The organism is Sphingobacterium sp. BIGb0165 (assembly GCF_024810095.1).
GTDB classification, from domain to species: Bacteria; Bacteroidota; Bacteroidia; order Sphingobacteriales; family Sphingobacteriaceae; genus Sphingobacterium; species Sphingobacterium detergens.
In genome coordinates this window covers 590131-615458 of the sequence record NZ_JANUEB010000001.1, presented here as the reverse complement: position 1 = coordinate 615458, position 25328 = coordinate 590131, and the positions used below count along the sequence as shown (strand labels likewise).

21 protein-coding genes are annotated in these 25328 nt (G+C 40.4%); 15 read left to right on the top strand and 6 right to left on the bottom strand.

The features are described from left to right. Positions 1-50: 50 nt before the first annotated feature. Positions 51-935 carry a DUF808 domain-containing protein gene (locus M2408_RS02635; RefSeq protein WP_259179000.1) on the bottom strand — a complete coding sequence of 295 codons (885 nt, stop codon included), beginning with the start codon at positions 933-935 and terminating at the stop codon, positions 51-53. Positions 936-1068: 133 nt separating this feature from the next. Between M2408_RS02635 and M2408_RS02630 the strand changes: the two genes are divergently transcribed. From M2408_RS02630 to M2408_RS02615, 4 genes are all read left to right on the top strand, one after another. Further along, positions 1069-1626: a DUF4256 domain-containing protein gene (locus tag M2408_RS02630; RefSeq protein ID WP_259178998.1), complete on the top strand. Its 558-nt coding sequence runs from the start codon at positions 1069-1071 to the stop codon at positions 1624-1626. Positions 1627-1670: 44 nt separating this feature from the next. Next, positions 1671-2531, top strand: coding sequence for a DUF6265 family protein (locus M2408_RS02625; RefSeq protein ID WP_259178996.1), 861 nt, complete (start codon positions 1671-1673; stop codon positions 2529-2531). Between the two features lie 122 nt (positions 2532-2653). Continuing rightward, entirely contained in the window at positions 2654-3112 is a 459-nt protein-coding gene (locus M2408_RS02620; protein ID WP_259178993.1) for a GyrI-like domain-containing protein, read from the top strand. A gap of 167 nt (positions 3113-3279) precedes the next feature. After that, positions 3280-4566, top strand: coding sequence for a chloride channel protein (locus tag M2408_RS02615; protein WP_259178992.1), 1287 nt, complete (start codon positions 3280-3282; stop codon positions 4564-4566). Between the two features lie 142 nt (positions 4567-4708). Here the strand turns inward: M2408_RS02615 and M2408_RS02610 are convergent, their stop codons facing one another. Both M2408_RS02610 and M2408_RS02605 read right to left on the bottom strand, forming a co-directional pair. Next, a complete protein-coding gene (locus tag M2408_RS02610; protein WP_259178990.1) occupies positions 4709-6130 on the bottom strand; it encodes an RtcB family protein in 1422 nt (473 codons plus the stop codon). 113 nt (positions 6131-6243) lie between these two features. Next, positions 6244-7338, bottom strand: coding sequence for a slipin family protein (locus tag M2408_RS02605; protein WP_259178988.1), 1095 nt, complete (start codon positions 7336-7338; stop codon positions 6244-6246). 924 nt (positions 7339-8262) lie between these two features. On the opposite strand from M2408_RS02605, the gene M2408_RS02600 reads away from it, so the two are divergent. Further along, the gene (locus tag M2408_RS02600; protein ID WP_259178984.1) at positions 8263-8859 is read left to right on the top strand and encodes a hypothetical protein; all 597 of its coding nucleotides are present in this window, start codon (positions 8263-8265) and stop codon (positions 8857-8859) included. Between the two features lie 159 nt (positions 8860-9018). Here the strand turns inward: M2408_RS02600 and M2408_RS02595 are convergent, their stop codons facing one another. Then, the gene (locus M2408_RS02595) at positions 9019-10272 is read right to left on the bottom strand and encodes an amidohydrolase (protein WP_259178982.1); all 1254 of its coding nucleotides are present in this window, start codon (positions 10270-10272) and stop codon (positions 9019-9021) included. A gap of 187 nt (positions 10273-10459) precedes the next feature. Here M2408_RS02595 and M2408_RS02590 point away from each other — a divergent pair, with 187 nt between their 5' ends. From M2408_RS02590 to M2408_RS02580, 3 genes are all read left to right on the top strand, one after another. Next, positions 10460-11080 (top strand): hypothetical protein, encoded by a 621-nt coding sequence (locus M2408_RS02590; protein ID WP_259178980.1) that lies wholly within the window; start codon positions 10460-10462, stop codon positions 11078-11080. Between the two features lie 3 nt (positions 11081-11083). Then, positions 11084-11446: a hypothetical protein gene (locus M2408_RS02585; RefSeq protein WP_259178977.1), complete on the top strand. Its 363-nt coding sequence runs from the start codon at positions 11084-11086 to the stop codon at positions 11444-11446. 61 nt (positions 11447-11507) lie between these two features. Then, the gene (locus tag M2408_RS02580) at positions 11508-12683 is read left to right on the top strand and encodes an oxygenase MpaB family protein (RefSeq protein ID WP_259178974.1); all 1176 of its coding nucleotides are present in this window, start codon (positions 11508-11510) and stop codon (positions 12681-12683) included. Here the strand turns inward: M2408_RS02580 and recR are convergent. After that, complete coding sequence (recR, locus tag M2408_RS02575; RefSeq protein WP_259178970.1) at positions 12680-13294, bottom strand: recombination mediator RecR; 615 nt, start codon at positions 13292-13294, stop codon at positions 12680-12682. The genes M2408_RS02580 and recR overlap by 4 nt on opposite strands. A 117-nt stretch (positions 13295-13411) precedes the next feature. On the opposite strand from recR, the gene M2408_RS02570 reads away from it, so the two are divergent. The 6 genes from M2408_RS02570 to M2408_RS02545 all read left to right on the top strand — a co-directional run bounded on the left by M2408_RS02570 (position 13412) and on the right by M2408_RS02545 (position 22676). Further along, entirely contained in the window at positions 13412-14116 is a 705-nt protein-coding gene (locus tag M2408_RS02570; RefSeq protein ID WP_199768646.1) for a TIGR00730 family Rossman fold protein, read from the top strand. Between the two features lie 735 nt (positions 14117-14851). Then, positions 14852-15409, top strand: coding sequence for an RNA polymerase sigma-70 factor (locus M2408_RS02565; protein ID WP_120257867.1), 558 nt, complete (start codon positions 14852-14854; stop codon positions 15407-15409). Between the two features lie 66 nt (positions 15410-15475). Beyond that, positions 15476-16615, top strand: a complete 1140-nt coding sequence (locus tag M2408_RS02560) for a FecR family protein (RefSeq protein WP_259178968.1) — start codon at positions 15476-15478, stop codon at positions 16613-16615. A gap of 36 nt (positions 16616-16651) precedes the next feature. Then, positions 16652-19921, top strand: a complete 3270-nt coding sequence (locus M2408_RS02555; RefSeq protein ID WP_259178966.1) for a TonB-dependent receptor — start codon at positions 16652-16654, stop codon at positions 19919-19921. A gap of 18 nt (positions 19922-19939) precedes the next feature. After that, on the top strand, positions 19940-21490 hold the full coding sequence (locus tag M2408_RS02550; RefSeq protein ID WP_259178963.1) for a RagB/SusD family nutrient uptake outer membrane protein: 1551 nt from the start codon (positions 19940-19942) through the stop codon (positions 21488-21490). A gap of 64 nt (positions 21491-21554) precedes the next feature. After that, positions 21555-22676: an acyltransferase family protein gene (locus M2408_RS02545; RefSeq protein WP_259178961.1), complete on the top strand. Its 1122-nt coding sequence runs from the start codon at positions 21555-21557 to the stop codon at positions 22674-22676. Between the two features lie 618 nt (positions 22677-23294). Here M2408_RS02545 and M2408_RS02540 read toward each other — a convergent pair. Further along, a complete protein-coding gene (locus M2408_RS02540) occupies positions 23295-24740 on the bottom strand; it encodes an exonuclease domain-containing protein (protein ID WP_259178960.1) in 1446 nt (481 codons plus the stop codon). A 231-nt stretch (positions 24741-24971) separates the two neighbouring features. Here M2408_RS02540 and M2408_RS02535 point away from each other — a divergent pair, with 231 nt between their 5' ends. Further along, on the top strand, positions 24972-25253 hold the full coding sequence (locus M2408_RS02535; RefSeq protein ID WP_259178959.1) for a GNAT family N-acetyltransferase: 282 nt from the start codon (positions 24972-24974) through the stop codon (positions 25251-25253). The last annotated feature ends 75 nt before the right edge of the window (positions 25254-25328 follow it).

The following is a 25328-nucleotide window of genomic DNA, read 5'->3' as shown; positions in this document are numbered from 1 at the left end:
TAGGGGCTGGTAAAGATTACCAGCCCCTATTTTTTCACCTATTTGTGCTATTAATTTGCACTTACCGCCTTCTTTTTGCCGAAAATTTTCTTACCTACTGTAAAAAGTAGCACCGCGATAATACCACCGCCCAAACCGAACAAAAACTCCTTAGCCATACCGGGGAAATTAGGTAACGCATGGTGTAGAAAATCTATATAATGCGAAAAGATACCACCCGAAACCAAAATCAAGGCAATCGTACCTACCACAGCCAATAATTTGATAATAAAAGGCAAAGCGCGAACCAGCAATCTGCCTAAACTGGCCAATGGCCCTTTTTCCTTCGCGCTTTTAATCAACTTATATCCAGCATCATCCATCCTGACAATCAAGGCTACAATACCGTAGACACCAACTGTAGCAAGCAAAGCAACCACACAAACTGTAATGATTTGCAAGGTCAGACTTTTATCAAGTACCGTTCCCAATGCAATAATCACGATTTCCACAGAAAGAATAAAATCAGTCGTAATAGCTGCCTTGATTTTTGACTTTTCAGCCTCTACGTTATTCTCTTCGATAACCTCCTCAACATTGGATTCGCCCGCCTGATGTTTACGATGGAACAAATACTCAATAATCTTTTCAACCCCTTCAAAGGCCAGATAAAATCCACCCAAGATCAAGATATATTTGATCGCTATTGGAAAAAAGACGTTCAGTAGTAAAGCTATGGGAACGATAATCAGTTTATTCACTAAAGATCCCTTTGTAATAGCCCACAGAACGGGCAATTCCCTAGATGCTAAGAATCCGGTAGCTTTCTCCGCATTCACAGCCAAATCATCACCCAAAATTCCAGCTGTTTTTTTTGTTGCTATCTTACTAGCAACTGCAACATCATCCATTAAAGCCGCAATATCATCTAATATTGCAAATATTCCTGAAGCCATATTTTAATAAAAATTTGAACGTAAAAATATAAATTTAATTCAATTCCCAAATAAGTAATTTAATTGGATTACAATAATCGACTATAAACAGATTTATTTTAATTGTGTATTTTAGATTCAAATTATACCAAATATGAAAAAATCACTTTCGGCTACGGATCAGGCAGCATTATACAAAGTGCTGAAGCAGCGATTTGATACGAATATGAACAGACATCAGGATCTTGTCTGGGAGCAGATACAACATAAACTGGAAGAAAACCCGACCAAGATCTGGAGCCTACATCAAATGGAACAGAGTGGTGGCGAACCTGATGTTATCGGAATAGATCCGATTAATGCTGCTTATTTGTTTGTTGACTGCGCCGAGGAAACCCCAAAAGGAAGAAGGAGTTTGTGTTTCGACCAGTCCGCATTGGATTCCAGAAAAGAAAATAAACCGGTAGGGAGTGCCATGGAAACAGCTAAACGGATGGGAGTCGAATTGCTGACAGAAGAACAATATCGACAGTTACAAACGCTGGGGCAATTTGACCTGAAAACATCAAGCTGGATACAGACACCGGCCGATATCCGTAAACTCGGAGGCGCCCTATTCTGTGACCGTCGTTATGACCATGTTTTCATCTACCACAATGGCGCTATCTCCTACTATGCCGCACGTGGCTTTAGAGCAGTATTATACGTTTAACCAAAAAGGAATAACAAGCTAGTTTAAAACAGATTACATCTAAAATGAAACAGTCTATCATCTTATGGCTTAGCCTCATCTGCATCTTGTTTTCGCGATCAGTATTCGCGCAAGCCCCCTTTCCCGCATTTCTCCAGGGCACCTGGAAAGTAGCCGATAAAGAACGCTATGAACACTGGGATCGCATGAGTGACAGTGAATTAAAGGGTGTTTCTTACAGCATTAAAAATGACCAAAAAATCGTCAGTGAGTATCTGAAAATCAAAAAACTCGGCGACAAAGTTATTTACACCGCTTTGGTAATCGGTCAAAATAACGGAAAAGAAATAGACTTTGAATTGACTTTTAAGGATAGCACCTATTCGTTTATCAATGAGCGCCACGATTTTCCCAACCGAATACGTTATAAACAGCTTGCCGGAGACCGTATTCATATTTCAGTCGAAGGGAAATCCGGAAAAGCACATGCTTTTTATGTCCACAAAATAAAAAATGACAGTCTGAGCGAAAACCCCAATTATGACCGCGACTTAGCAGCCAAGTTGGGCGCTGACGATTATGGTATGAAAAGTTATATTTTTGTACTGCTAAAAACTGGCCAAAATAGAACCACAGATAAACAACTGATCAGCGAAAGCTTTAAAGGACATATGGAAAATATTGGCCGTTTGGTCAAGAATGGGCAGTTGATTGTAGCTGGCCCATTTGGAAAAAATGACAGTGGCTTTCGAGGTCTTTTTATCCTCAATAAGGTTGCAACAATTGAACAGGCCAAAGAAATACTGCAAACAGATCCAGCAATTAAAAATGGTCTTTTGGAACCCTTATACTATTCTTGGTACGGCTCAGCAGCATTATCCGAATACCTACCTTTTTCTGAAAAAATATGGAAAAAAGAACATTGATTTAATACCCTACATAAGATTTTGGATCCATTGGGAAGAACCTATTTTTTTTCAATCCAGCATTCCCTAATGACAAGCTGTTGTCAGCTGTCAAATCTATTTTTGAGAAAAATATAAAACGCATGGAAAATAGATCTATACCTTCTTTCAATATTATTGGAATTGCTATACGTACAAGCAATCAGAACAATCAAGCCGCCAAAGATATTCCTGGACTATGGGCCAGATTTTTCGAAAATGATATTATGAACCGGATTCCAAATAAAGTATCCAATGAGCTCTATTGTGTTTACACAGAATACGAAAGGGATCACACCTTGCCCTACACAACCTTATTAGGTTGTAAGGTTGCCCATCTTGATGATCTCCCGGAAGATATGGATGGCATACGCATCGAAGAAAGTCTGTATCATCATGTTGAGGCTGAGGGCAACCTGGCAGCAGGCATTGTTTACGATGCCTGGTTAAACATCTGGGAAGCCGGTCTTCCAAGAGCATTTTCAGCAGATTTTGAAATATACGGCGAGAAAGCACAAAACCCAGAGCAGGCGAAGGTTGATATTTTCATTGCACTCCAATAGCCAAAGATTTCGGCACATCATTCAGGGCTTTAACAGTCAAGCCTGTTAAAGCCCTGACAATTTTTATTTACTTTCCAGTGAATGTAACAAAACGTATGTCGGACCTCTCTTGCATTTATTTTAGCCAAAATATCTTTTACCTTTGTGCCGATTTAAAGTAAACTAATATGCAGGACACCACCGCCCACCGTAAAAAAATCGTACGATACAGCTACATAAAATTAATCGGAAGTTCAGTTTTCGTAAGCCTAATATGTTGCCTACTCGCTTACAGCCTGAAACATATTACTGGATATGTACAGGAAAAAATAGCTGAAGGCATTTTAAACTGGGATCCTAGACTATTTATCCTATTACCAAGTGTAGGTATTACAGCGATATATTTTCTACGAAAGCATGCTTTTCAAAACCGGAAAAACAAAGGAATCAAGGAGATTTACACAACGCTGGAAACACGAAAGGATCATTTGCCTTTTTTCAAAATACCGTCCCACTATATCAACGGCTTTTTGACCGTTATTTTTGGCGGATCAACGGGTATTGAAGTTTCTACTGTAGTAGCCACAGCCACGGTGGGAAACCAGGCCTACAAGCGTCTTCACCCTGCTTGGGCCTATAAAACAGAACTGATCTGCGCTGGTGTTATTGCCGGTGTAACACTATTGTTTGGCAGTGCGCTTGGTGGCTTGTTATTTGCCTTTGAAGTCATCGCCAGAAAATACAACAAAACACTATTGATCAGCGGCATCAGCTCCATGTTGGTCGCCTCGCTATTCGTACACTATATGGATGACAGTCCTTTGTTCAACTTTGCAGCGAAGCAATGGCAATGGCAGGCTGTTCCTTTTATCGTCTTACTAGGCCTAATCGCTGGTTTGTTAGCCTTATATTTTACAAAAATTGTGATCTATGCAAAATCTTTCTTTGCCGGAATAAAGAATAATTTTATCCGGGTCAATTTGGGAGCCATTACAGTGGGAATCCTGATCTTCTTTTTGCCAGCCCTATATGGTGACAGCTATCACGGTCTCGGAGAAATCTTGGAAAGTAGTTTACATGGATCTATCAATTGGCTCTACTTTCTGCCATTACTGCTATTAGTCCTGTTAAAACCGCTTGCAGCAGCACTTACATTAGGGGCTGGTGGTGATGGTGGTGTCTTCGCCCCCAGTATTGTAACAGGCGCACTTTTAGGTGTACTTTTTGCGCAACTTTGCAATCACTATCTGGGCACACATCTTATTGTCATTAATTTTGCGCTATTTGGAGCAGCAGCGATGCTTTCCGCTGCCATCCATGCGCCATTTACTGCGATTTTCATTATTGCCAGTATTGTCCCTTCAGGTTATCTACTATTTGCCCCCTTATTGGTAGTCAGTGTCATCGCCAAGATACTTGCCAAAAGGATCTATCCTTATAATGTATATACTTACAAGGAAGTCGCCCATAACTAGCAGCCAGCATTGGCTTCAAGGGGCTGTCTCCAAATTGAATTTGGGAGATAGCTTTGAAAATACTAATACACAAGAAAAAGGATCAAAATTCATTAAGAATTTGATCCTTTTTTATTTGATTCAATGAAGTTTTAAAATACCCCTAATCTTCACGGCTACCATCATCAGCCATACGGACAATTTTTGGTGAGAACTTTGCGACGACGTCCACCAACTCCTCTTGCGAGGCCATGACGGTATGGATGTCTTTGTAGGCCATGGGTGCTTCATCCATCCCGGCTCCCAAAAGTGTAATCCCCCGATCAGCAAGCATATCTTTCAACTCAGTAGCAGCGAGCCTCTTGATTGCTTGTGTACGGCTCATCAATCGTCCTGCACCATGAGATGCCGATTGGATAGCAGCCATCTCCCCTTTTCCGCGCACCAGAAATCCAGGAGTGGCCATGGAACCCGGGATAATTCCCATCACGCCTTTTGCTGCAGGAGTAGCTCCTTTTCGGTGTACCACAACCTCTCGGTCATTCCAGGTCTCTTTCCATGCAAAATTATGATGGTTTTCAATTTTCGCTAGCAATTCAGCCCCCAAAGCATCTTTTATCTTGTCATGAATAACTTCATGGCAGGCTGAAGCATAATCACCAGCCAGATTCATTGCCAACCAATATTCTTGTCCTTCCATTGTATTTAAATCCAGATAAGCCAGATTTTGAGCTTGATAGGGCAACTTACATAAAGTCTTCGCCAATTTGGTGTAATGAGCAGCCACAGTTGCGCCTAAGCCTCGCGATCCGGAATGTGTCAGCAAACCTAGGTAAAGTCCTTTCTCAATGTCCAGTATCTCATCCTTTTCGACAAACTCCACAATCCCAAATTCCACAAAGTGATTACCTCCACCCGAAGAACCTAACTGTGTCCATGCCTTGTCTTTTAAGGATCTAAGCAGATCATTTTCTGCAAACAATTTATTGTCCAGGACGGCATGATCCACACGTTCATGCTTCAGATAGCCATTGCCGGTACCAAATCGCGTATGTTTCAGAATAGTCTCTTTTAATGTAGTCGTATCTGTATCCAATAAAGATGCTGGAAGATCAAAGATGGACAAAGCCATCCGGCAACCAATATCAACGCCAACTCCGTAAGGAATTACAGCATTATCGGTAGCCAATACACCACCGATCGGCAGTCCGTATCCTTGATGGGCATCGGGCATCAAAGCGCCAGCAACTGTAACCGGCAGTTTCATGGCCACTTTCATCTGTTCTTTAGCTCCCGCTTCGATTCCGGACTCTCCATAAATCGTGTATCCTACAGGATTTTCATTTAGGGCAATCATGGAGGCATCAACAACATCCTGTCCTAATATGGCCTCTGCCAACACACTGAAAATAGCATCTTCAGTATACGCTGTTGGATTTTCCAGAACAGATTTAAATTTAGCTAACATTTCCGCTCGCGTAAAACCATGTCGCTTGCTGTTGATTTTCAACGCAGCACCCAATGTATGATTCTCTTTATATCCTAATGCAATCAGATCATTGCCATTAATTCTTTTATTTTCCATTTTTATCTTTTTTAACAAGGGGGATCTTTCCAATCCCAAGCAGGTAGCAATACCTCTTTACAATTGCTACCCGCACCTCTTTTGTCCTCAATTTTATTAACTTCCCTTTGTCGCTACTTCACAAACAACTGCTTTAATTGATCTACAATCTGCCCATTTCCCGAAATAGAGATGTTATTGATCCTTTCGGCAATTTTCTCTACATACTCCATTTCCTTCAATTTAAACAACATCGCATTCTCCTCCATAAGTTTTGCAGTATTCAGCAAACTTCTAGTCGAAGCTGTTTCTTCACGACGCATAATAATATTTGCCTGAGCGCGTTTTTCCGCGATCAACACTTGGTTCATGATATCACGAACATCCCCTGGCAGAATAATGTCTTTGACTCCACAAGTTAATAGACGTAAGCCTAATCCAGCAATATACTCCATCGTATTTTGCAAAATATAAGTGCTTATCTCTGTCTTCTTGTCCATCAGTTCATCCAGCGTCATCTGACCGATATATGTCCGGAGATTTAATTGCATCACAGCATACAATTGCTTCTCATATTCCTTATTATCCAACAGCGCTTTGACGATATCAACGATTTGATATTGCAAAGTGAAATTGATCCGTATTTGCGCTTTGTCCCGCGATAGAATCTCCTGACCTACCACATCCAAAGTTAACACACGCATATCCGCTTTTGACACCGAAATAGTCTTTGCGTTCTTCCACCAGCTATACGTTCCTGGATCCAAAATTTCTGTAAACACGCCTTCAACAAAAAGTAATCCTTTCTCATTTGGTTCAACTTTGTATTGACGGATATAATAAGCCAACGTTTGCTTTTCAAACAATTGACGGTTGACAGAAACTGGTATTTCGATCTCCGAAATATCCTCCAGTTGAAATTTGCGCACTTGCAAACCTTTCCAGAACACATGTCTACCTGCTGCCAAGGTCTTTTCAAAATTATTGCTTAAGAAAACCAGCGCAATTTCCGTATCCGCCACTTCGACAATATCCACCAGTTCACGAAAGCCCTCCACCTGTAAGAGCACATCAATGTTATGGTTAGACGGAAACGAATTTGCCCTATTGTATGTCTCCAGTTTTTCACCGAAACCCAACCAGTACTTACCGGCATCCAATACACGGATAACTTGGTTATTTTTAACCACCAATCCAATTTCATTGACATTTACTTGTACTCTTTTCATAATATTTATTGTTTATACTATTTTCCAATGACAAAACTTGCTATGAGCTGCCCATCGATGCCGAGCGGGATCAAAAAGAGCCCATACGGAGCTTTACCGTAGAAGCGTTCGAAATGGCCGCCTTAGCGATCCACGACAACGCTCTTCCTGTATCGTCTCTGTATGAGATGTTCCCGATCACGGGCTCCTCACCGACTGCCATGAAGAAAAACGAAGTTCTCCTCAGTGCCGGCCAGACTATAGCAAGCTTTATTTAAATAACCTTTTTAAAGAAGGTATAACTTTCAAAACCAGAACCTAAATTCTGTGCAATACCCTTATGCTATTCCATCCGAAAATGGAAGTGGGATTCGAACCCACACTACAACTAAACTGCCTTGCTCTACCCTTGAGCTACCTCTTTCGAGGGAAGGATTCGAACCTTCAACCCTGGCAACCTTCTCTCATTCTCCTCTTCTTATCAGTATATTGAGTCCCATCGGGAACAATACTATCCTGCTATACAGAAACAGGAGACTAGGACGCAAATCAAAGAATGAGAGTCTCTTTATACTTCTCCTAAAAAGAAGTGCATATCTTAAAAGCATTTTGCTATAATTTTCATCAAAGAACGTTTATCATTGCTGACATTACAAAGATCACACGATTAACATGCAGACCATTTGCGCGATAAAATAAAACACAAAGAAAATAATAAAAATAAATACAACACACTGATAATAAGTTATAAAAATTTCAAAATAAACGTTAGTATTAAAAATCAAAACCCTAACTACGCAATTATATTGCGTATATCAACAGTGATTAGACGAGAGATATGCTTAGATGATCATTTGATAACGATAAATATCACTGATTTCCATGAGAAAGCTATCTGATATAAGTGCTATTTTTACACCGTTATAATTAACTGGAATTTACTAAATGAGAGCAAAAACATTATTGGTTATACTGGCTACCTATTTTGTCGCTACAGGTTGCGCGGGTTCAAATCCTAAAAATAATGCTGTAAAGCCCCCTAGCGATATCCTAACAACAAAAAGTAGCGCTGATACTGCGAAAGCCAGTGATCAGGTAAAGTCAACAACAGATCTTGATCCAGCCAAAGTATGGCTGGAGCGCATTTTTCACTGCAATGACGATAAATCAGGGAAGTATTGTTATTATCTGGACAAGGAAGAAGCCCTCTGCACGGCACGTTTTATGGAGTTCTTAGCAGATGCCAATGAAATCTATGGTCCCTCCAATCTAACAGACGCAGAATTACCTGAGGTGGAAGCGCGATACAAAGCGAAGTGGGGAAAAATTTACCCGCTCTACACGCAGGAAATGTGGTTATTCGGCCGAGGTAACGATGATGCCCTGGCTATTAATACTGTCGAAATCAAGAAACTAAGCACAGACAAGTACAGCGTATTTATAGATTATGGTGACAACATAAAAACGCAAAATGAGGTTCAGTTGGTTCTTGAAAACAGTAACTATAAAATTGATTATTGTAAGACAAGCTTTGTACAATAAACTCTTCGTACTTTTCCGCACCACAGTTAGGATAATCAAAGGAAGGTTCTTTCTGACCAATATACCGAGCTGACAGCCAATTCAATAAAAGCCACTTTTTATCACTAACGGATAAAAAGTGGCAATATAATAAAACAATAAATGGGGCGTGTAAGCAGATTAAATTTGGGACGAATTGCTCCACTTGACGATATTCCCTTTGTGCAGTAGGCCATCGACAGCTGAGATACGTGATACAGCTTCAGCAGAGCAGCTTGCATCCACCAATAGGAAACTCGCTTCATCACCTACATTTGGCCATATCCGTTGACCACTATCGTCCAAAGGTAATTTTCCATTTGTCGCATAGTGTAGGCAACGGGACAGATCAAATTCCGTCTCATAACCATAGAGTTGCGCAGCAAGGTTTGCTTTTTGCAACATATTTCCACTACCGAAGGTCCCCCAGTGATCCTGCACATTATCATTTCCGGTAAGTACCTCCACTCCCGCTTTCCGCAGTTGAGGCAATGGCATCAGCATATTACGGAACGGGACTGAACTCGCAATACCGACCTTGGCGGAAGCCAAGCGTTCAGCTGTATATTGAAGATCTTTTTGAGACATATACCCCAATGCAAAAGCATGACTGATAAATGTCCGTCCCTGCAGTGCGGGATTCTCAAGTACTTTGTCTATTAAGTAATGGATGGTTTTGACACCAGATTCACCCCCCTCATGCAGATGGATATCAATTCCCTTTTTGTTGTCCAAAGCTAACTGAACAGTCAAATCCATGGGTTTTTCGATACTTCCATCAATACTATAGGGATCTAGACCTCCTATAAAATCAACCTTTTCCCAGGCAGCAATTTCCTTCATCAGCCCAGCAGAGTCCGTATAATATAACCCATGTTGTGGGAAAGCAACCAGTTCTGCGCCAAAGGAATCTTTCACATGTTCCAATGCCCGCAATAGATTTGCTAATGATTTGGTGCCAGAGGTTGGATCGACATTAAAATGTGTTCTAGCAAAATTAGTTCCATAGCCTTGCAGCAACATGATTAGCTTTTCAGCCCTTTCCACCGAGGTTTTAAGCAGCTCTGGAATAATTTCCTGCTCGCGGGCAATCATATCCTTCACGGTTCTATTTTTGGGAAATACAGCCTTCCAAGGTAGACCATAAAGGGTTTTATCCAAATGGATGTGCATATCCCTAAAGGCGGGTAATGCCAATTTTCCCTTCGCATCGAATCCGCCGGAGCCAACTGTAGTCTGACCCGGCCGAATTTCCTTTATCTTTCCGTCCGCTATTGTTACCGCAAAGAGTGCCGTATCAGTTCCAACAATTTTCCCTTCACTATAGAGAAAACCTGTTTCCAATCGTACATTTTCTAATGTATACTGTTCGTTGCGCTGATTGAGTTCATTCATGAAAATATCATTTTTTCCAAAGCTAAGCTATTTAGCCCCTTTTGCTTTGTAGATATTATCACAACATTTGTAAATATTATGGCTGCGGCTTAAATTATGAAGTCTGCATGAATTTTCTCTTAATCCTGTGTTTAATACAAAAATATAGTTACTTTGAACTCGTTTTATAAAACACCACTTCCTTAATATGCAGATTGAAATTGATCACAATTTTTATGAAATAGTCAGTTGGGACAAAGATTATATTCAAATTCAAGGTACAGATTCCCCCTTTCGTGTCTATGCACCAGCCTTTTATGATATTGCCTCCCTCGAACAATATATCAGGCTTAATCCGCCAACATCTTCCGGACATGATCAGTCCTATTCCTACCTGGAAAATCCCTATCATTTATTTACAAAACCCTACCTGGTTAAGGTTTTTCAAACCTCAGCAGCGCCTTTTATTGAACTTAAATCAAGCAGTATCTGCGTTCACCAACGAAAGGCTGTAAATACACTCAAGTTACTCAAACCCTGGAGTCATGAATTGTTATACAATGAACTGATCAAAAGGATAACCTATTGGGAAGAACAGCTGGACAACTACGCAATTTCAGCAATCCATATAGGCAAGCTATCTACCACGAATTATAAAATTAAGGGCAATGAAATCTATTTTTCATCCCGATTGATTGATTTTGACAAAGAACAGATTAATCTGGTTGTTTTAGCAGCATTTTGTAAAATTTCCAAAAAAAACAAGAAAGAATCAGAAGCGATCTATAACTTGTACATCCCCAACTGGAGAGCATTTAATGTATATTAAGACATGGCAGACATCAGCATACAATTAACAATAACAGGAGACAGCAACTTTGAATCGCTGCGAAACGATCCAATACAATGCTCAAAATTATTAGGTACCGAACAGCAGCGACTGATTGATGACCATGTTGTTGGTCAGCTCGATGATCAAGATGGTGCTCCGACACTGACAGATTTTAGCATCAGCAATATTCTCTTTGATCGCATGACGCTAAAGGGTTCCTTTCGCCTTCATTTCAAAATTTCCCGACAATTCTGCTGTAGCGACACCTCTTCTTGCCAGACCGATTATATGGATTTTAACTTCACAAAAGAAGGTAAAAAAACCTATGCAACAGGAAATTATACACCATGGACAATTCAATAAATTTACCCATTTAAAATCGACAACAGATCAGTTGATTCCAATTTAGGTATACTATTTAAAAATGAAAATCCCCGAGCGCTATAAAATTAACACAACCTCCTTTTCCTATTATTGGACCAAGGGTATCGGTGCTAAGTTGCTAGACAAGTTGCCCAATAAACCAAATCTGGCCGATGCGGATCAATATATTCCATTGTTATATCAGTACGATGAGGCCTGCGACCGACTGGTAGAACATTTACATCTGAAAATTGGTTTTACAAAAGGGCAACAATTGATTCGGGATTATCTGCAGGGCAAATCCATCGAAAGCATTTACGATAAACTGATTTCGGATTTTATAAACAACTTGCCTGTAGAGCCCCAATGGCTCGATTGGCAGAAATTACAACAGGGAATTGCGCTCAGTCAGCGCTCAGGATTGACTGGACTCATTGTATTACGCGATTATTGTCTCATGGGTGGTTATGAATCCAGCGCGATCAATAAACCCTTGATTTTTACTGGAGCACTTAAAAAAGGCGCCGTCAAACGCTTAACCGAGACGGTAACATTTTGGGTCGACATCACCGCTGACCAGGCATTACGAAAAGGTGGTATTGGCTTTGAAGCCATTCTATTGACACGATGTATCCATTCCTTCGCACGCTTGAATATATTGAAACATGGTGATTGGGCCACTGAAAAATGGGGTATCCCTTTAAATACTTGGGATATGTTGGCAACGAATCTAGGTTTTTCATTAGTTTACTTAATCGGGCTTAAACAAATGAAATTCAAATTATTAGAAATCGAAATAAATGGAATTATGCACCTTTGGAAGTATATCGGAAGCTTATTGGGTATTCCATTGGATCTGCTTCCAGACACTGAGGAAGAAGCCATCAAAGCCCTATACTATTGGACCATGACCCAAAAAGAAGGAGATCAGGACAGTATTGCATTAGCCCAGGCCCTTATGGAAGAACCCGTACATGCAGCTTACCCGACAAGCAAGTTTGGCAGAAAATTAATGCGGGAGGTACATTTGTACTATAACAACTATCTACTGGGCGATTACTCCTGTAACCTATTGGGACTGGAAAAGACAACGATCGGTAAGATAGCCTACTTCAACATTCTTAAAAACAAAAAAGAAAATAGCCATATCCTAAAGGATGAGGTTAGGCACCAACAGATACGGAAAGGCCGCAAAGTCCATGAGGGAGTCAAAGAGATCTATTTGAAATACAACTAGCCAACATGACGTTCGTAAGGCACCCTGGTAGCGATTGACCGACCCAAGGTGAGCTCATCGACATATTCCAATTCACCTCCAAATGCGATACCGCGTGCGATTGTTGTAATCTTGATATCAAACTCACGCAATTTTCGATACAGATAAAAGATGGTTGTATCCCCTTCCATCGTTGCTGAAAGTGCTAAAATAACCTCCTCAACACCACCCCGTTGAATACGGTTGAGTAATCCTTCAATTTTAAGGTCAGCAGGACCTATTCCGTCCATTGGCGAAATCAGCCCCCCTAATACATGATAAACACCTTGGTAAGAATTTGTATTTTCAATGGCCATAACATCACGTGTATCTTCGACCACACAGATGAGGTTCTTTTCACGTTTAAACGATCCACATATTTCACAGGTCGCATGATCCGAAATATTAAAACATTCCTGGCAATATTGAATATCTTCTTTCAACCGATCAATAGATGCCGTAAAACGGGCCACCTCGGGATCGGATTGCTTCAATAAATGCAAGACCAGCCTTAGGGCTGTCTTTTGTCCCACACCCGGTAATTTACCAAATTCCGCAACCGCGTTCTCAAGAAGTTTAGAAGAAAAATTCATAATGCAAATGTAAGAATAATCGTAAAAAGTAGCTAGTATTAAAAAAATAGCTATATTGTATTCCTTTTTGAAAAAAAATGGGTTTTAGAAATTAAATGTATAACGTTATATATGGACATTACAAAAGAAGATAAAATTATCCGCGCTTTTGAGAACAAAACATGGCAGGAAATTAAGGTTAAAGATTCATGGCAGATTTTTAAAGTCATGTCAGAATTTGTGGATGGGTTTGAAAAATTGGCTAAAATTGGCCCCTGTGTATCCATATTTGGTTCGGCACGCACACCACGTGAACACAAATATTATCAAATGGCTGTAGATATCGCTGCGCTACTAACTGAACGGGGTTATGGTATTATATCTGGAGGTGGCCCGGGGATTATGGAAGCCGCAAATAAAGGTGCTTATGAGTCTGGCGGAAAATCTGTGGGTTTGAATATTGAACTACCGTTTGAGCAGTTTCACAACAAATATATTGATCGGGATAAACTGCTTGAGTTCAAATACTTTTTTGTACGAAAAGTAATGTTTATGAAATACTCTCAAGGTTATATCGTTATGCCTGGTGGCTTCGGAACAATGGATGAACTCTTTGAAGCGATTACCTTGATTCAAACAGGTAAGATTGCCCGCTTCCCAATTGTATTGGTTGGTTCAGAGTACTGGAAAGGCCTCATGGACTGGGTGCAAAATACCATGTTGTCAAACAAGTACATCAGTGAAGAAGACCTCAAGCTTTTTCGCATCGTTGATACCGCTGAAGAAGCAGCTGATCATATTTTCCGTTTCTATGATAAGTATTTGTTGAAACCGAATTTCTAATAGCTATAACATTAAATAAAACACAAAAAAGAGTATCTAAGCAATTTGGGTACTCTTTTTTTGCTTTTATATACTCGCAATCTATCCGCAGCCTTCCATCATAATGAAAATCAAGCCTGCCCCAGCATTGTTGCTTTTTTTTGCGCATTGATATGGCTGCTTCACTCAGTGTTTATTGGGTACAAATAAACAGAATCTTAGCTTTAAACAAAAAGAAATATTTAAAACACATAAGTTAAAAAATCACACTTTATCTGTTCTTTCAATGCTAGTATTTTGACGTCTCAGTTGTCCATTACAGATAAAGCACTTGTCAAGCACAGATATAGCACAGATATAGCACTATCTTGCTAGATAGCAAAAAGTGCTTTAATGGTGCTTTAAACGGGCTATTGACCTGCTGAAAACGGATAAAATAGAAAAATAGACTCTTTGATCTATTTTAACTACTAGACAACCATATCTAGCACGATAAAGCGTATATAGTCATCCAGAAAATGTAGGGTCCACCTCTACTATCATTCTTCCATGCAAATCTCTAACCTAGCTCAACGTGTGGCTTATTTACTGAAAAACGAACTTTAGCCCTTGAGACCAAAACAGACAATACCTTAAACAATTGGACCGGTAATATTAATTTTAAAAATTGGAATATTCCTAATTTAGTAACTACATTTACAGCACAAATTATATAGTCACATAATATAACCGAAGAAAAACAGATTATTGTCTCAGATGAAAGATAGTGGGAGCCATTCGGATGAAGAGTTGATTCTATTGATTCAACAGGATGATAATATCGCTTTTGAAGCATTATATGAGCGCTACTGGAAGAAGCTCTACTATCAGGCTGCCCGAAAAACAGATTCGCTGGAGGACGCGCAGGAAATCGTTCAGAATATCTTCACCTCTATTTGGCTCCGAAGACAGCAATTGCATATAGAGAGCAATGTCTCCTCCTATCTCGCAGTCGCTGTGAAATACAAGGTCTTTAAATATCTGGCACAGCGTTATAAACGAGAAGCCTTTCAGCAGGATAACGATTGGGTAGATTTTGATAACTCCACCGAAGATTGGCTTCAGTTTGAGGAATTGCGGGCCCGATTGGAACAAGTTGTCTCAACCTTACCTGAGAAATGCCAGCTTATTTTCAAACTATCCCGTGAGCAGGGACTGACTTACAAACAAATTGCGGATGAACTTGATATCTCCGTGAAGACAGTTGAAACCCAATTAAGTCGTGCCCTAAAAAAAATACGCGCTGGTATTCAGCGCTTTCTGATTACTTTATAATTTTTTTTACCCAGCTGTCAGGGTACCTCCATATTTCGGGAACTATATAGAAAATAACCCCTAAATATGGTTGATAACAATCAATTTGAAATTAAGCAATTAGCTTATAAATGGCTTCAAGGCACCTGTACGGAAGAAGAAGAGGCGTATTTACTGCAATGGTATAAAGAAAATAGTGAAGAACCCCTCCCTATTCCCGAGCAAATCGCAACAAGTGAGCAAGAGCTTAAGGAACGTTTATTTTCGAATATCAAACAGCAAATAGAAAGCTCCAAAATCAAACCGATTTCCAGATGGTACAAATTGGCTGGAATTGCTGCTGCATTGTTACTCTTATTTGGACTTCCGCTTTATCTCGTACAGCACACGGACTATGAGCAAGTAACGGAAATAGCTATAGTTCAAAAAGAGGTTCATCCTGGGACAAAAGCTGCTGTATTAACCTTAGCAGACGGAACCAAAATAGATCTATCCGACAATAAACAGCATATTCTACATCAAGATGCAAAGGTAAAGATTACGACGACTGCCGAAGGTACGGTTCAATATCAGTTTACCGCCGGCAACAATAATCCTGGTCATAGAACAAATACCATAGAAACACCGATCGGTACAGAATATAATATCATACTTGCAGATGGCAGTAAGGTATGGTTAAATGCCGGCTCCAAACTGACCTTTCCCGAGACTTTCGCATCCAACAACAGGGAGGTAACATTGTCCGGTGAAGCTTATTTTGAGGTTACACCAGATAAGAAAAAACCCTTCTACGTTAATGCAGACCAGCAGATCATCCGGGTTTTCGGAACGCATTTTAATGTACAGTCTTATCCGAATGAAAACAACAGGACCACCCTTGTCGAAGGCTCAGTACAGGTGACACAATCTGGTCGATCCAAGATGTTAAAACCAGGTCAGGCCGCATTCAGCAGGAATAACAATTTACTTGTCCAGGACGTGAACATTGAAGAAGCGATAGCCTGGAAAAATGGCTTCTTCTATTTCGAATCTACACCGGTCAAGGAAGCCCTGTCTGCTATAAAACGTTGGTATAATGTGGATATCATCTACAAAGGAACCAATGAAAAACGTGAACTGACCGGAAAAATAAAACGCAACTCCACCGCGCAACAATTGATTGAAACACTCAACTTCCTAGATATTAAATGCCAATTAAAAAACAACAAAATTGAAGTAGAACTCTAACGTATAAAAATATAGAACACATTTACCAACTAAATTATGTATAAAGTTACAACGAATCATTTTGCGCATAAACGGGCAAAACTATTTGGTGCCCTACTGGCCATCCAGTGCCTAGCGACTGTAAATAACAAGGCTATCGCCTTGGTGAGTCAATCCAAAATTAAATTACACGACAAAGAATACACATTAGCAAAGTTTGCGCGAGAAATCGAACGGCAAAGTTCCTACGTATTTCTTTACGACAATTCTCAGATCAATGACAATCAAAAGATTCTGATCCATCATACGGATGGCTCCATTGAAGAGATTTTGAATGATAACCTAAAAGAACTATCGTATTCGTACAAAATCGTCAACAACACCATTGTATTAAAGAGAAAAATAGATATACCCCAGGCAAATAATCAGACTGTCCAACAGCTGATCAAAGGGAAAGTTGTTGATATGGATGGAAAACCGCTAGCGGGTGTCACCATCCGAAATATGGATAATGGCCGTCAGGCCGAAACCAACAGTAAAGGCGAGTTTAGCATAGAAGGTGCACCGACACAACAACTAAGCTTTAGCTCTGTAGGTTATGAAACGGTAAATAATACGATCAGCAGCAACAATCCCCTAACAGTTCAGCTGAAAACGGCAAATAACCAATTGGAACAGATCGTTGTGATAGGTTTTGGAACGCAGAAGAAGAAAGACATCACCGGAGCTATTGCCACGATGAACACAAAGGATATTGAAGACAGACCGGTAACCCAATTAGCTAGTGCCATGGAAGGGAAAATGGCTGGGGTAGAAATCGTCAAATCCTCGGGTCAGCCACAGGCTGGTTTCTCTATTCGTGTACGCGGAACGTCGACAATCACGGCCGGTAGCAACCCATTGTATATTCTCGATGGTGTTCCTACCGAAAATATCTCCGAACTCAATCCTTCAGATATACAGAGCATCTCGGTGTTAAAAGATGCCGCATCCGCAGCTGTCTACGGTTCTTCGGGTGCCAATGGCGTTGTTCTCATTACAACCAAACGTGGGAATAATGGCAAAACACTAGTAAACTTCGAAACTTATCAGGGTTTTTCAACAATCTGGAAAAGACCAAAGGTGTTGAATGCTGCGCAATATAAAGCTCTGATGACCGAAGTTGGAGAGACAGCCGATTGGTCCAAATATTCAGCAGATACCAATTGGCCAGATCAATTGTTCCGCACGGGGCATAGCCAAAAATATCAGGCCTCTGTACGCGGTGGTGATGAAAAGACCGGATTTTACATCTCAGGATCGTATCAGAAAGATAATGGTACCGTCATTACAAATACAGTCAACAAAGTCAATTTCAAAGTCAATCTCGATCATCAGATCAACAAGATATTCAAAGTAGGAACGAGTATGTCTTATAACCGCTGGTATGATGTAGATATTCCCGAAAATACACGAAATGGTGTTATTATGAATGCTTATTTAGGTTCCCCAGTGATTGGAATCTACGGTGACAAAGGTGCATTTACCGTAGATCCTTTTTATACAGACCTTGATAACCCTGTTGCATTGGCTACCGGAAATGAACATTCTTATGTCAATAATAGATTTACTGGAAATATTTTTGCTGAGGCGAATATCCTCCCTGAACTAAAATTCAAAACTTTATTTGGCTACGAGAAATACAACAATCAATACCGTAGTTTTGTCGATCCATTTCGTACCACCGAAGGCCGGAAATATAAGGGAATGGCCCAGCTCGACCAACAGGACAATCAGTATTGGATGTCCGAAAACACCCTAAACTATGATAAGACCTTTAATGAAAAACATCACTTCACCGGTTTATTGGGGTATATTACCACCAAAACACAAACAACTGGTTCAAGTATAAGTACGCAGAACTTCGCCAATCCTGCGATCCATACCGTTAATGGCGGATCGATGATTACAAGCATGCCTACTGCAAAGGATGCTGCAATTACGACCGTTTCCGGTATCGCCAAAATCGGTTATGATTATAATAGCACTTATTTATTCACGGCCAACCTAAGAGCAGATGCATCTTCGGTATTTGGCCCCAACAACCGCTGGGGTTATTTCCCCTCCTTTTCAGCAGGCTGGCGTATATCAAATGAGAGTTTCTTCGAAGCCTGGAAAAATACAGTCAACGATTTAAAGGTCAGAGCGAGCTGGGGTAAAGTCGGAAACAGCCAGATACCGGCCTTCGCCTATCTTGGCTTAATAGATGTGACAGGGTCGTACGTCATTGGCGATCAGGTTGTACCAGGCTACACACCAATCACGCTGGATAACCCCAGCCTGAAATGGGAAACAACCAACCAGACGGATATTGGTATTGATGCGAGCTTTCTAAACTCACGATTGACTATCGCGGCAGACTATTATGCAAAGAAAACGGTAGGACTTTTACTGGATTCGCGCGTACCTTATAGTTCGGGATATGCCAACGTCCTAAGGAACCTTGGCGATCTACAGAACAAAGGTTTTGAATTTGAATTAAGTAGCCGGAATTTTGTCCAGGACTTCAAATGGAATACATCCCTAACCTTTGGTCTCAATCGCAACAAAGTTCTGAATATTGATGGTGGCACCTATTACGATGGTAATATTGACGGTCGTGGAAACAGTACCATCGCCAAAGAAGGCCTTGCTTTAGGCACCTTCTGGGGCTACGTAGCCAAGGGTGTCAATCCGGAAACCGGCGATATGATCTATCAGATGGCTGATCCCGATGCGGGACTTCAGACGAGCGATATGGCTGTTATTGGTAATGCCACACCCAAGTTTTCTTACGGAATGACAAACGATTTCAGTTACAAAAACTTTAATTTATCTTTTTTCTTGCAAGGTGTACAGGGTAACGACATCCTCAATGCAACACGTATTTATACAGAAGGTATGTGGGAGCCCCGAAACCAAAGTGCGGCAGTCCTTAACCGTTGGAGTCCAACAAATAAAAACAGCACGATGCCACGTCCCGATTTAAACACCACGGAGGATAATTACAATACGCAGATCTCTTCCCGATTTGTTGAAAAGGGATCCTATCTCCGATTAAAATCGTTAACACTCGGCTATACCATACCCAAACAGGTCCTGGAGAAATGGAAAATTAATAAACTGCGTTTCTATGTGACCGGTGAAAACCTATTGACTTTTACCAAGTACTCCGGTTTGGATCCCGAGGTCAGTATGTACAGCGCAACCAATCAATACGCTGTGAGCTCCAATATGTCTCCAGGTATTGATTTCGGTACTTCACCACAAGCACGCACCTTTATTGTTGGTTTAAACTTAACCTTTTAACCATTTAATTTGAATAACATGAGATCTAATCTATATACGTCGCTCACAATAGCCTTAATGGCATCCCTATCCTTCACTTCTTGTAAGAAGTTTTTGGACGTACAACCAACATCTACGGTAACCAGTGAAAATGCTTACCTGACAGGTGATAATATCGAAAAAGCGATGAATGGCGCTTATAACTCATTCATCGGAAATGGCACAAGACCGGGTAGTAATGCCAATTACTACCAATGGGAGATGATTTTACAAACTGATATCCGCTCTGACAATGCACACGCTGCAGGTGGTGGTGAGATTGATTTTGGGCAAATTGATTTCAACACCATCACCAATACCAATGACATGGTACGCAGGGACTGGGAAGAATTATATGGAGCCATTTCAAAATGTAATATTGTCATTGACAACGTAGGAAAAGTCACTGACCCTACCTTTTCAGAAGAGCGGCGTAAACAAATTTTAGGGGAAGCCTCTTTTTTGAGAGCTTTCCATTACTACCAGCTAGTCAAATTATATGGTGGAGTTCCGCTGGAAAAACACTCGAACAGCACAGACCCAGAAGTCATCCGTATCAAAAGATCAACTGTAGAAGAAGTTTATGACTTTATAGATTCGGATTTGCAAGTTGCCGTAAACAATCTACCAGACGGATTTGGCCAACCTTCTATCGACAAAGTTCGCGCAACAAAAGGCGCCGCAAATGCCCTCCTGACCAAGATATGGGCACAACGGCCAGATCGGGATTACAACAAGGTTCTCCAATACGCAGATGCGGTAATTAACGGAAAAGGTGGCTATCAGCTGCTTCAAAACTATGCTGACCTCTTTGATGGCGCACACAACTACAACAATGAGTCAATTATAGAAATCCCATATGTTGCAGGAAGTCCCAATTTAAGTTGTTGGGGAGGTGCCTTCTTTTTCCCCGATCTGGATGGGAATGGACTGATCAATGAAAATGAATGGCGCAGATATGGCACTCCTTCTAAAGATCTTGTAGATGCTTATGACAAAGCGGGTGACACAAAACGGAAAAATGCCAATATCTGGTTCTTTTCTGTCCCTTGGGCTGATGAGTTCTGGAACCCTTGTGCAGATAGCAATACCAAAATCCCCTTTAATGTCAAACAAAAACACGCCAATAGTTTTCAGAGTGGAGACCACTTCTATTTACTCCGTCTGGCAGATATTGTTTTGTTAAAGGCAGAAGCTTTAAATGCCCTAGGCAATTCAAACGAAGCAATGAATACCCTTAACATCATCCGCCACCGTGCTGGGCTGCCCGATATCACAACAGGCAACGCAAGTCAGCTGAAATCTATTATACTCAATGAGCGCCGATTGGAACTTGCATTTGAGGGACAACGTTGGGATGATTTGAATCGTTATGGCGTTACAGTGGACGTTATGAACAAGCTGAACGAGCTCAAGTTTACCTGTAACGAAGGGAATGTAAGTTCCCCTACTCCAATAAAATATAATTTTAACCAAAATAGCCTCCTACTACCAATACCATTATTGGAAATGCAGGCAAACCCTAGCCTAACTCAAAATCCAGGCTATTAATGACCAACCCGAGCCGCTTTAGTTGAACTGAAACTTCCTAAAGCGGCCTTTTTTATATCAATTTATGAACCGCTTTAAATCATTAGACATATTTCGTGGATTTACAGTTGCAGCCATGATACTAGTCAATAATCCAGGGAATTACCACCATGTATATCTGCAGCTGGAACATTCCGCCTGGCATGGCTGTACATTTACAGATCTTATTTTTCCCTTTTTTCTGTTCGCGGTAGGAAATTCAATGGCTTTCTCCTTAAAAAAAATGGAAGAAATCCCATCTGCGGTATTTCTAAAAAAAGTCAGCAAAAGATTTCTATTATTATTTCTGATCGGCTTCTTATTAAATATCTTCCCTTATGTGGAATGGAATAGCCAGCATCAGCTGGAATGGCTGCCCATGGAAAAATACCGCTACTTTGGTGTTTTACAACGTATTGCCTTATGCTATTTTTGCAGTGCCGTATTAATCTATTACCTCAAAGATAAAGGAGCCGTTATTACGAGTATCTTTCTGCTGCTTTTCTATTGGTTAATCTGCTATATAGCCAACCCCAATGATCCCTATAGCTTAGAAGGATGGTTTGGAACGGCTCTGGACGTCAAGCTTTTCGGTGCTTCCCACCTTTATCATGGTGAAGGTAAAGCATTTGATCCCGAAGATATATGGAGCGCACCCGCTGCAATCAGTCAAACTGTTTTTGGTTATATAACCGGGAAATATATTATTCAAAGATTAGCAGGAAAGAAAGAGCTGATCAGGCTATTTGCCTGGGGAGTAACCTTGATCATTGCCGGATATTTATGGTCTTTTGCCTTCCCCATCAATAAAAAGATCTGGACCAGTAGTTATTGCTTATTTACAACCGGGATAGCCTTAGCTTTTCTGAGTCTGTTAATTTATCTGATTGAATTTCTAAAGATCAAAGGTCCGCTATACAGTGTGTTTGACGACTTCGGAAAGAATACACTTTTCATCTATTGTCTGAGTGGAATTGTTCCCAGCCTATGTGCCCTTATTTTGATACCAAATACTAAGCAAAACCTCTGGGACTTTAGCTATCAGGCGATATTTGGAAACTGGACAAACCAAGCACTGGGGTCAGTATTATTCGCCCTGTTCTTTGTTTTCCTCAATTGGTTAGCAGCCTTATTCCTCAGAAAAAAGAAGATCTATATCAAAATCTAGGTCTAAGTTTATTGAAGCAAAAATTTCGGCATTTTCCACTGTCTACAAAGTAGACATCTCCATCAGAATGACACAAAAAAAAGGGCCTAGGCCCTTTTTATATATAAAGATATGGATAAGATATACCGTAGCTACTTTTAGAAAACGCCCCATATTTGTTTACTAATTCCGCCATTACAGTATGCATGTACTAAAGTAAGTCAAATTAACCCCGTAGAGAAAAAAACAAGGGGGACAAAAGGGGGGACAAATCACAATAATTTGATATACAAACCATTACTGTTACACAATAAGATAGCAAAAAGTGATTTTTAAACAAAAATAACTGGGTTCAATTTTATATAAGAAGCGCTTTCCATCCAAACGAGCAACGATACACGCTGTCTCTGTATATAAAAAAGAAGACCTGAGGTTGGGAGCCCCAGGTCTTAACTAACCAATTATTAACCTAAATTATGAAAAGTCTTTTTTATTATTCTACACAAGGAATATTTCAACTATTAGACCAAAAAGAGTGTCAATTTTATATTTCACATTTTTTTAACAAATTGCTGAGATTGATATGACGAATCTACCCTTTCTGAGTCCACTGACTATATTATCGAGTAACAGATCAACTTATTGGAAGAGCTTGTCTGTGGTAATTTTGTCATAGTCAGTGTCAGGCTCAGCAGCTATAAGCCCAGCCGGATTTTGAGTCAGGAAATGCACCTTATTTGGATAGCGTTCAGCCATTTGCCTTACCAGCTCCATCATATAATGATTGCTTGGATAAACCTTTACCTGGGTTCTGATATCTGCTAAATCAGCATATTGACCATATAGATCAATATACCCCATACCATAAAACCGGCCATTTTCAATGACAATACAGCTCTTTTCTTCCATACTCCGCCCCTTATCTATAAATACATAAGAAGGTCTTTGCTTTAACCATTCATCAATACAACGCTCCACACGTGTATTATGCAGTTCTTTGTCAGGCAAATCAGCTCGACTGACGGATTTAGCTGACAAACTAGCAGTGCCAAAATGACAAAACTGAGAGCTAATTTCTCCTTCTTTCATAAAGGACTGTAATAATTGAATGGCATCATATTCCCGTTGAAATAACTGGATGCAATCTTGGATCCGATTCATCTTACCTATCGCCAAATGGAGATACCCATTTTGATCCTCATAGCAAAACAGACCGAATTTTGGTTCATACCGTTTGAGTGCCCGATTATATTTGGGCCAAAGTCGTTTAATCTCCGTACATTCCAGTAGCAGAGACATCAGTTCTGTACCACAAGATTCATAACTAATGTGATAGATCTCTTTTAAAAAATTTTGTCGCTGCGCCTGAATATTGTTACCTGTAAAGTGGGATAACACCCTTTTCTTGATATTGACTGCCTTCCCCACATAGATGACCTTCCCATTTCTATCATGAAAATAATAAACACCAGCGGTATCGGGCAATTGCTCAAATTCCTTCCGATCTAAATGCGGCGGAAACCGCTGGTCGATAGCCTTGTGTTTGATCATTTCCTGAAACACCTGTGTCGTATCGAGGGCGCGAAGATAAGCGAAAAGAATCGCTGTTGCATCGGCGTCACCACCTGCCCTGTGCCTATTTTCGATGGGTATATCGAGGTAATCACACAAACGGCCCAAACTATAGGATAAAAGCCCCGGTTTGATCTTACGGGCATAGCGTACGGTACACAATTTAATGGAAGACCAGTCTATTCCGGCCTCCTGAAGCTGAAAACGAATGAAGGAATAATCAAAATTAACATTGTGTGCAACAAAAACACGATCTTTCAATAATGCATAAATTTCCGGTGCAACATCCTCAAATAATGGCGCATCCGCAACCATGTCATTGTCGATACCCGTAAGCGCAAAAATAGAATTCGGAATTTCAACACCTGGATTTACCAAAGTCTCCCAACGATGCAGCACACGATTACCGTCGTGTATAACGATTGCAATTTCAGTAATCCGGCTGGATTTTGCATTACCCCCTGTGGTTTCTATATCCACAATGGCAAACTCTTGTTTTTTGCTCCGATTCATAGTCATTCCTAAAACAAATATACTAACATATTTAGTATATCTATATATTTTAGCATTTATTTGGCAAAAAGAGCAGATAGGCCTTAGCACATCAGTGATTAATGCCGATCAGCCTAACATCACTTGGTCAATTTTCGGCAATATTCGACAGGATAAACAATTCGAGGATAATGTTGATCAGATTTTGTTTATTTTGGATATACTTTTATATAACACATCAAATTATCATCAATGGAAGTAGTACATAAAAACGACGAAAAACATGGCAGTTTTGAGGTAGTAGATCAAGGAAAATCAGCTGCACAAATGACATATACCTGGGCTGGGCCAACAAAGTTTATTATTGACCATACCGAAGTCCGCGAAAACTATACAGGCAAGGGATTAGGTAAACAACTATTGATGGCTGCCGTAGCCTTTGCCCGAAAAGAACATCTCAAAATCCTCCCCTTGTGCCCCTTTGCAAAGTCAGTCTTTGACAAAGAAGCGGAGTTGGCTGATGTACTTTTTTAGCGCAACGAGAAAACATAAAAGCAGGTTAGATCTTTCATAGAAAGATCTAACCTGCTTTTATGTTTTAGACAAGTC

Excerpts from the sequence above, each read along its gene's own strand:
- M2408_RS02565 (WP_120257867.1), top strand. The coding sequence starts at position 14,852 with ATGAAAGATAGTGGGAGCCATTCGGATGAAGAGTTGATTCTATTGATT.
- M2408_RS02540 (WP_259178960.1), bottom strand. The coding sequence starts at position 24,740 with ATGAATCGGAGCAAAAAACAAGAGTTTGCCATTGTGGATATAGAAACC.
- M2408_RS02630 (WP_259178998.1), top strand. The coding sequence starts at position 1,069 with ATGAAAAAATCACTTTCGGCTACGGATCAGGCAGCATTATACAAAGTG.
- M2408_RS02615 (WP_259178992.1), top strand. The coding sequence starts at position 3,280 with ATGCAGGACACCACCGCCCACCGTAAAAAAATCGTACGATACAGCTAC.
- M2408_RS02590 (WP_259178980.1), top strand. The coding sequence starts at position 10,460 with ATGCAGATTGAAATTGATCACAATTTTTATGAAATAGTCAGTTGGGAC.
- M2408_RS02625 (WP_259178996.1), top strand. The coding sequence starts at position 1,671 with ATGAAACAGTCTATCATCTTATGGCTTAGCCTCATCTGCATCTTGTTT.
- M2408_RS02595 (WP_259178982.1), bottom strand. The coding sequence starts at position 10,272 with ATGAATGAACTCAATCAGCGCAACGAACAGTATACATTAGAAAATGTA.
- M2408_RS02635 (WP_259179000.1), bottom strand. The coding sequence starts at position 935 with ATGGCTTCAGGAATATTTGCAATATTAGATGATATTGCGGCTTTAATG.
- M2408_RS02605 (WP_259178988.1), bottom strand. The coding sequence starts at position 7,338 with ATGAAAAGAGTACAAGTAAATGTCAATGAAATTGGATTGGTGGTTAAA.
- M2408_RS02600 (WP_259178984.1), top strand. The coding sequence starts at position 8,263 with ATGAGAGCAAAAACATTATTGGTTATACTGGCTACCTATTTTGTCGCT.
- M2408_RS02555 (WP_259178966.1), top strand. The coding sequence starts at position 16,652 with ATGTATAAAGTTACAACGAATCATTTTGCGCATAAACGGGCAAAACTA.
- M2408_RS02585 (WP_259178977.1), top strand. The coding sequence starts at position 11,084 with ATGGCAGACATCAGCATACAATTAACAATAACAGGAGACAGCAACTTT.
- M2408_RS02550 (WP_259178963.1), top strand. The coding sequence starts at position 19,940 with ATGAGATCTAATCTATATACGTCGCTCACAATAGCCTTAATGGCATCC.
- M2408_RS02545 (WP_259178961.1), top strand. The coding sequence starts at position 21,555 with ATGAACCGCTTTAAATCATTAGACATATTTCGTGGATTTACAGTTGCA.
- M2408_RS02580 (WP_259178974.1), top strand. The coding sequence starts at position 11,508 with ATGAAAATCCCCGAGCGCTATAAAATTAACACAACCTCCTTTTCCTAT.
- M2408_RS02535 (WP_259178959.1), top strand. The coding sequence starts at position 24,972 with ATGGAAGTAGTACATAAAAACGACGAAAAACATGGCAGTTTTGAGGTA.
- M2408_RS02620 (WP_259178993.1), top strand. The coding sequence starts at position 2,654 with ATGGAAAATAGATCTATACCTTCTTTCAATATTATTGGAATTGCTATA.
- recR (WP_259178970.1), bottom strand. The coding sequence starts at position 13,294 with ATGAATTTTTCTTCTAAACTTCTTGAGAACGCGGTTGCGGAATTTGGT.
- M2408_RS02610 (WP_259178990.1), bottom strand. The coding sequence starts at position 6,130 with ATGGAAAATAAAAGAATTAATGGCAATGATCTGATTGCATTAGGATAT.
- M2408_RS02560 (WP_259178968.1), top strand. The coding sequence starts at position 15,476 with ATGGTTGATAACAATCAATTTGAAATTAAGCAATTAGCTTATAAATGG.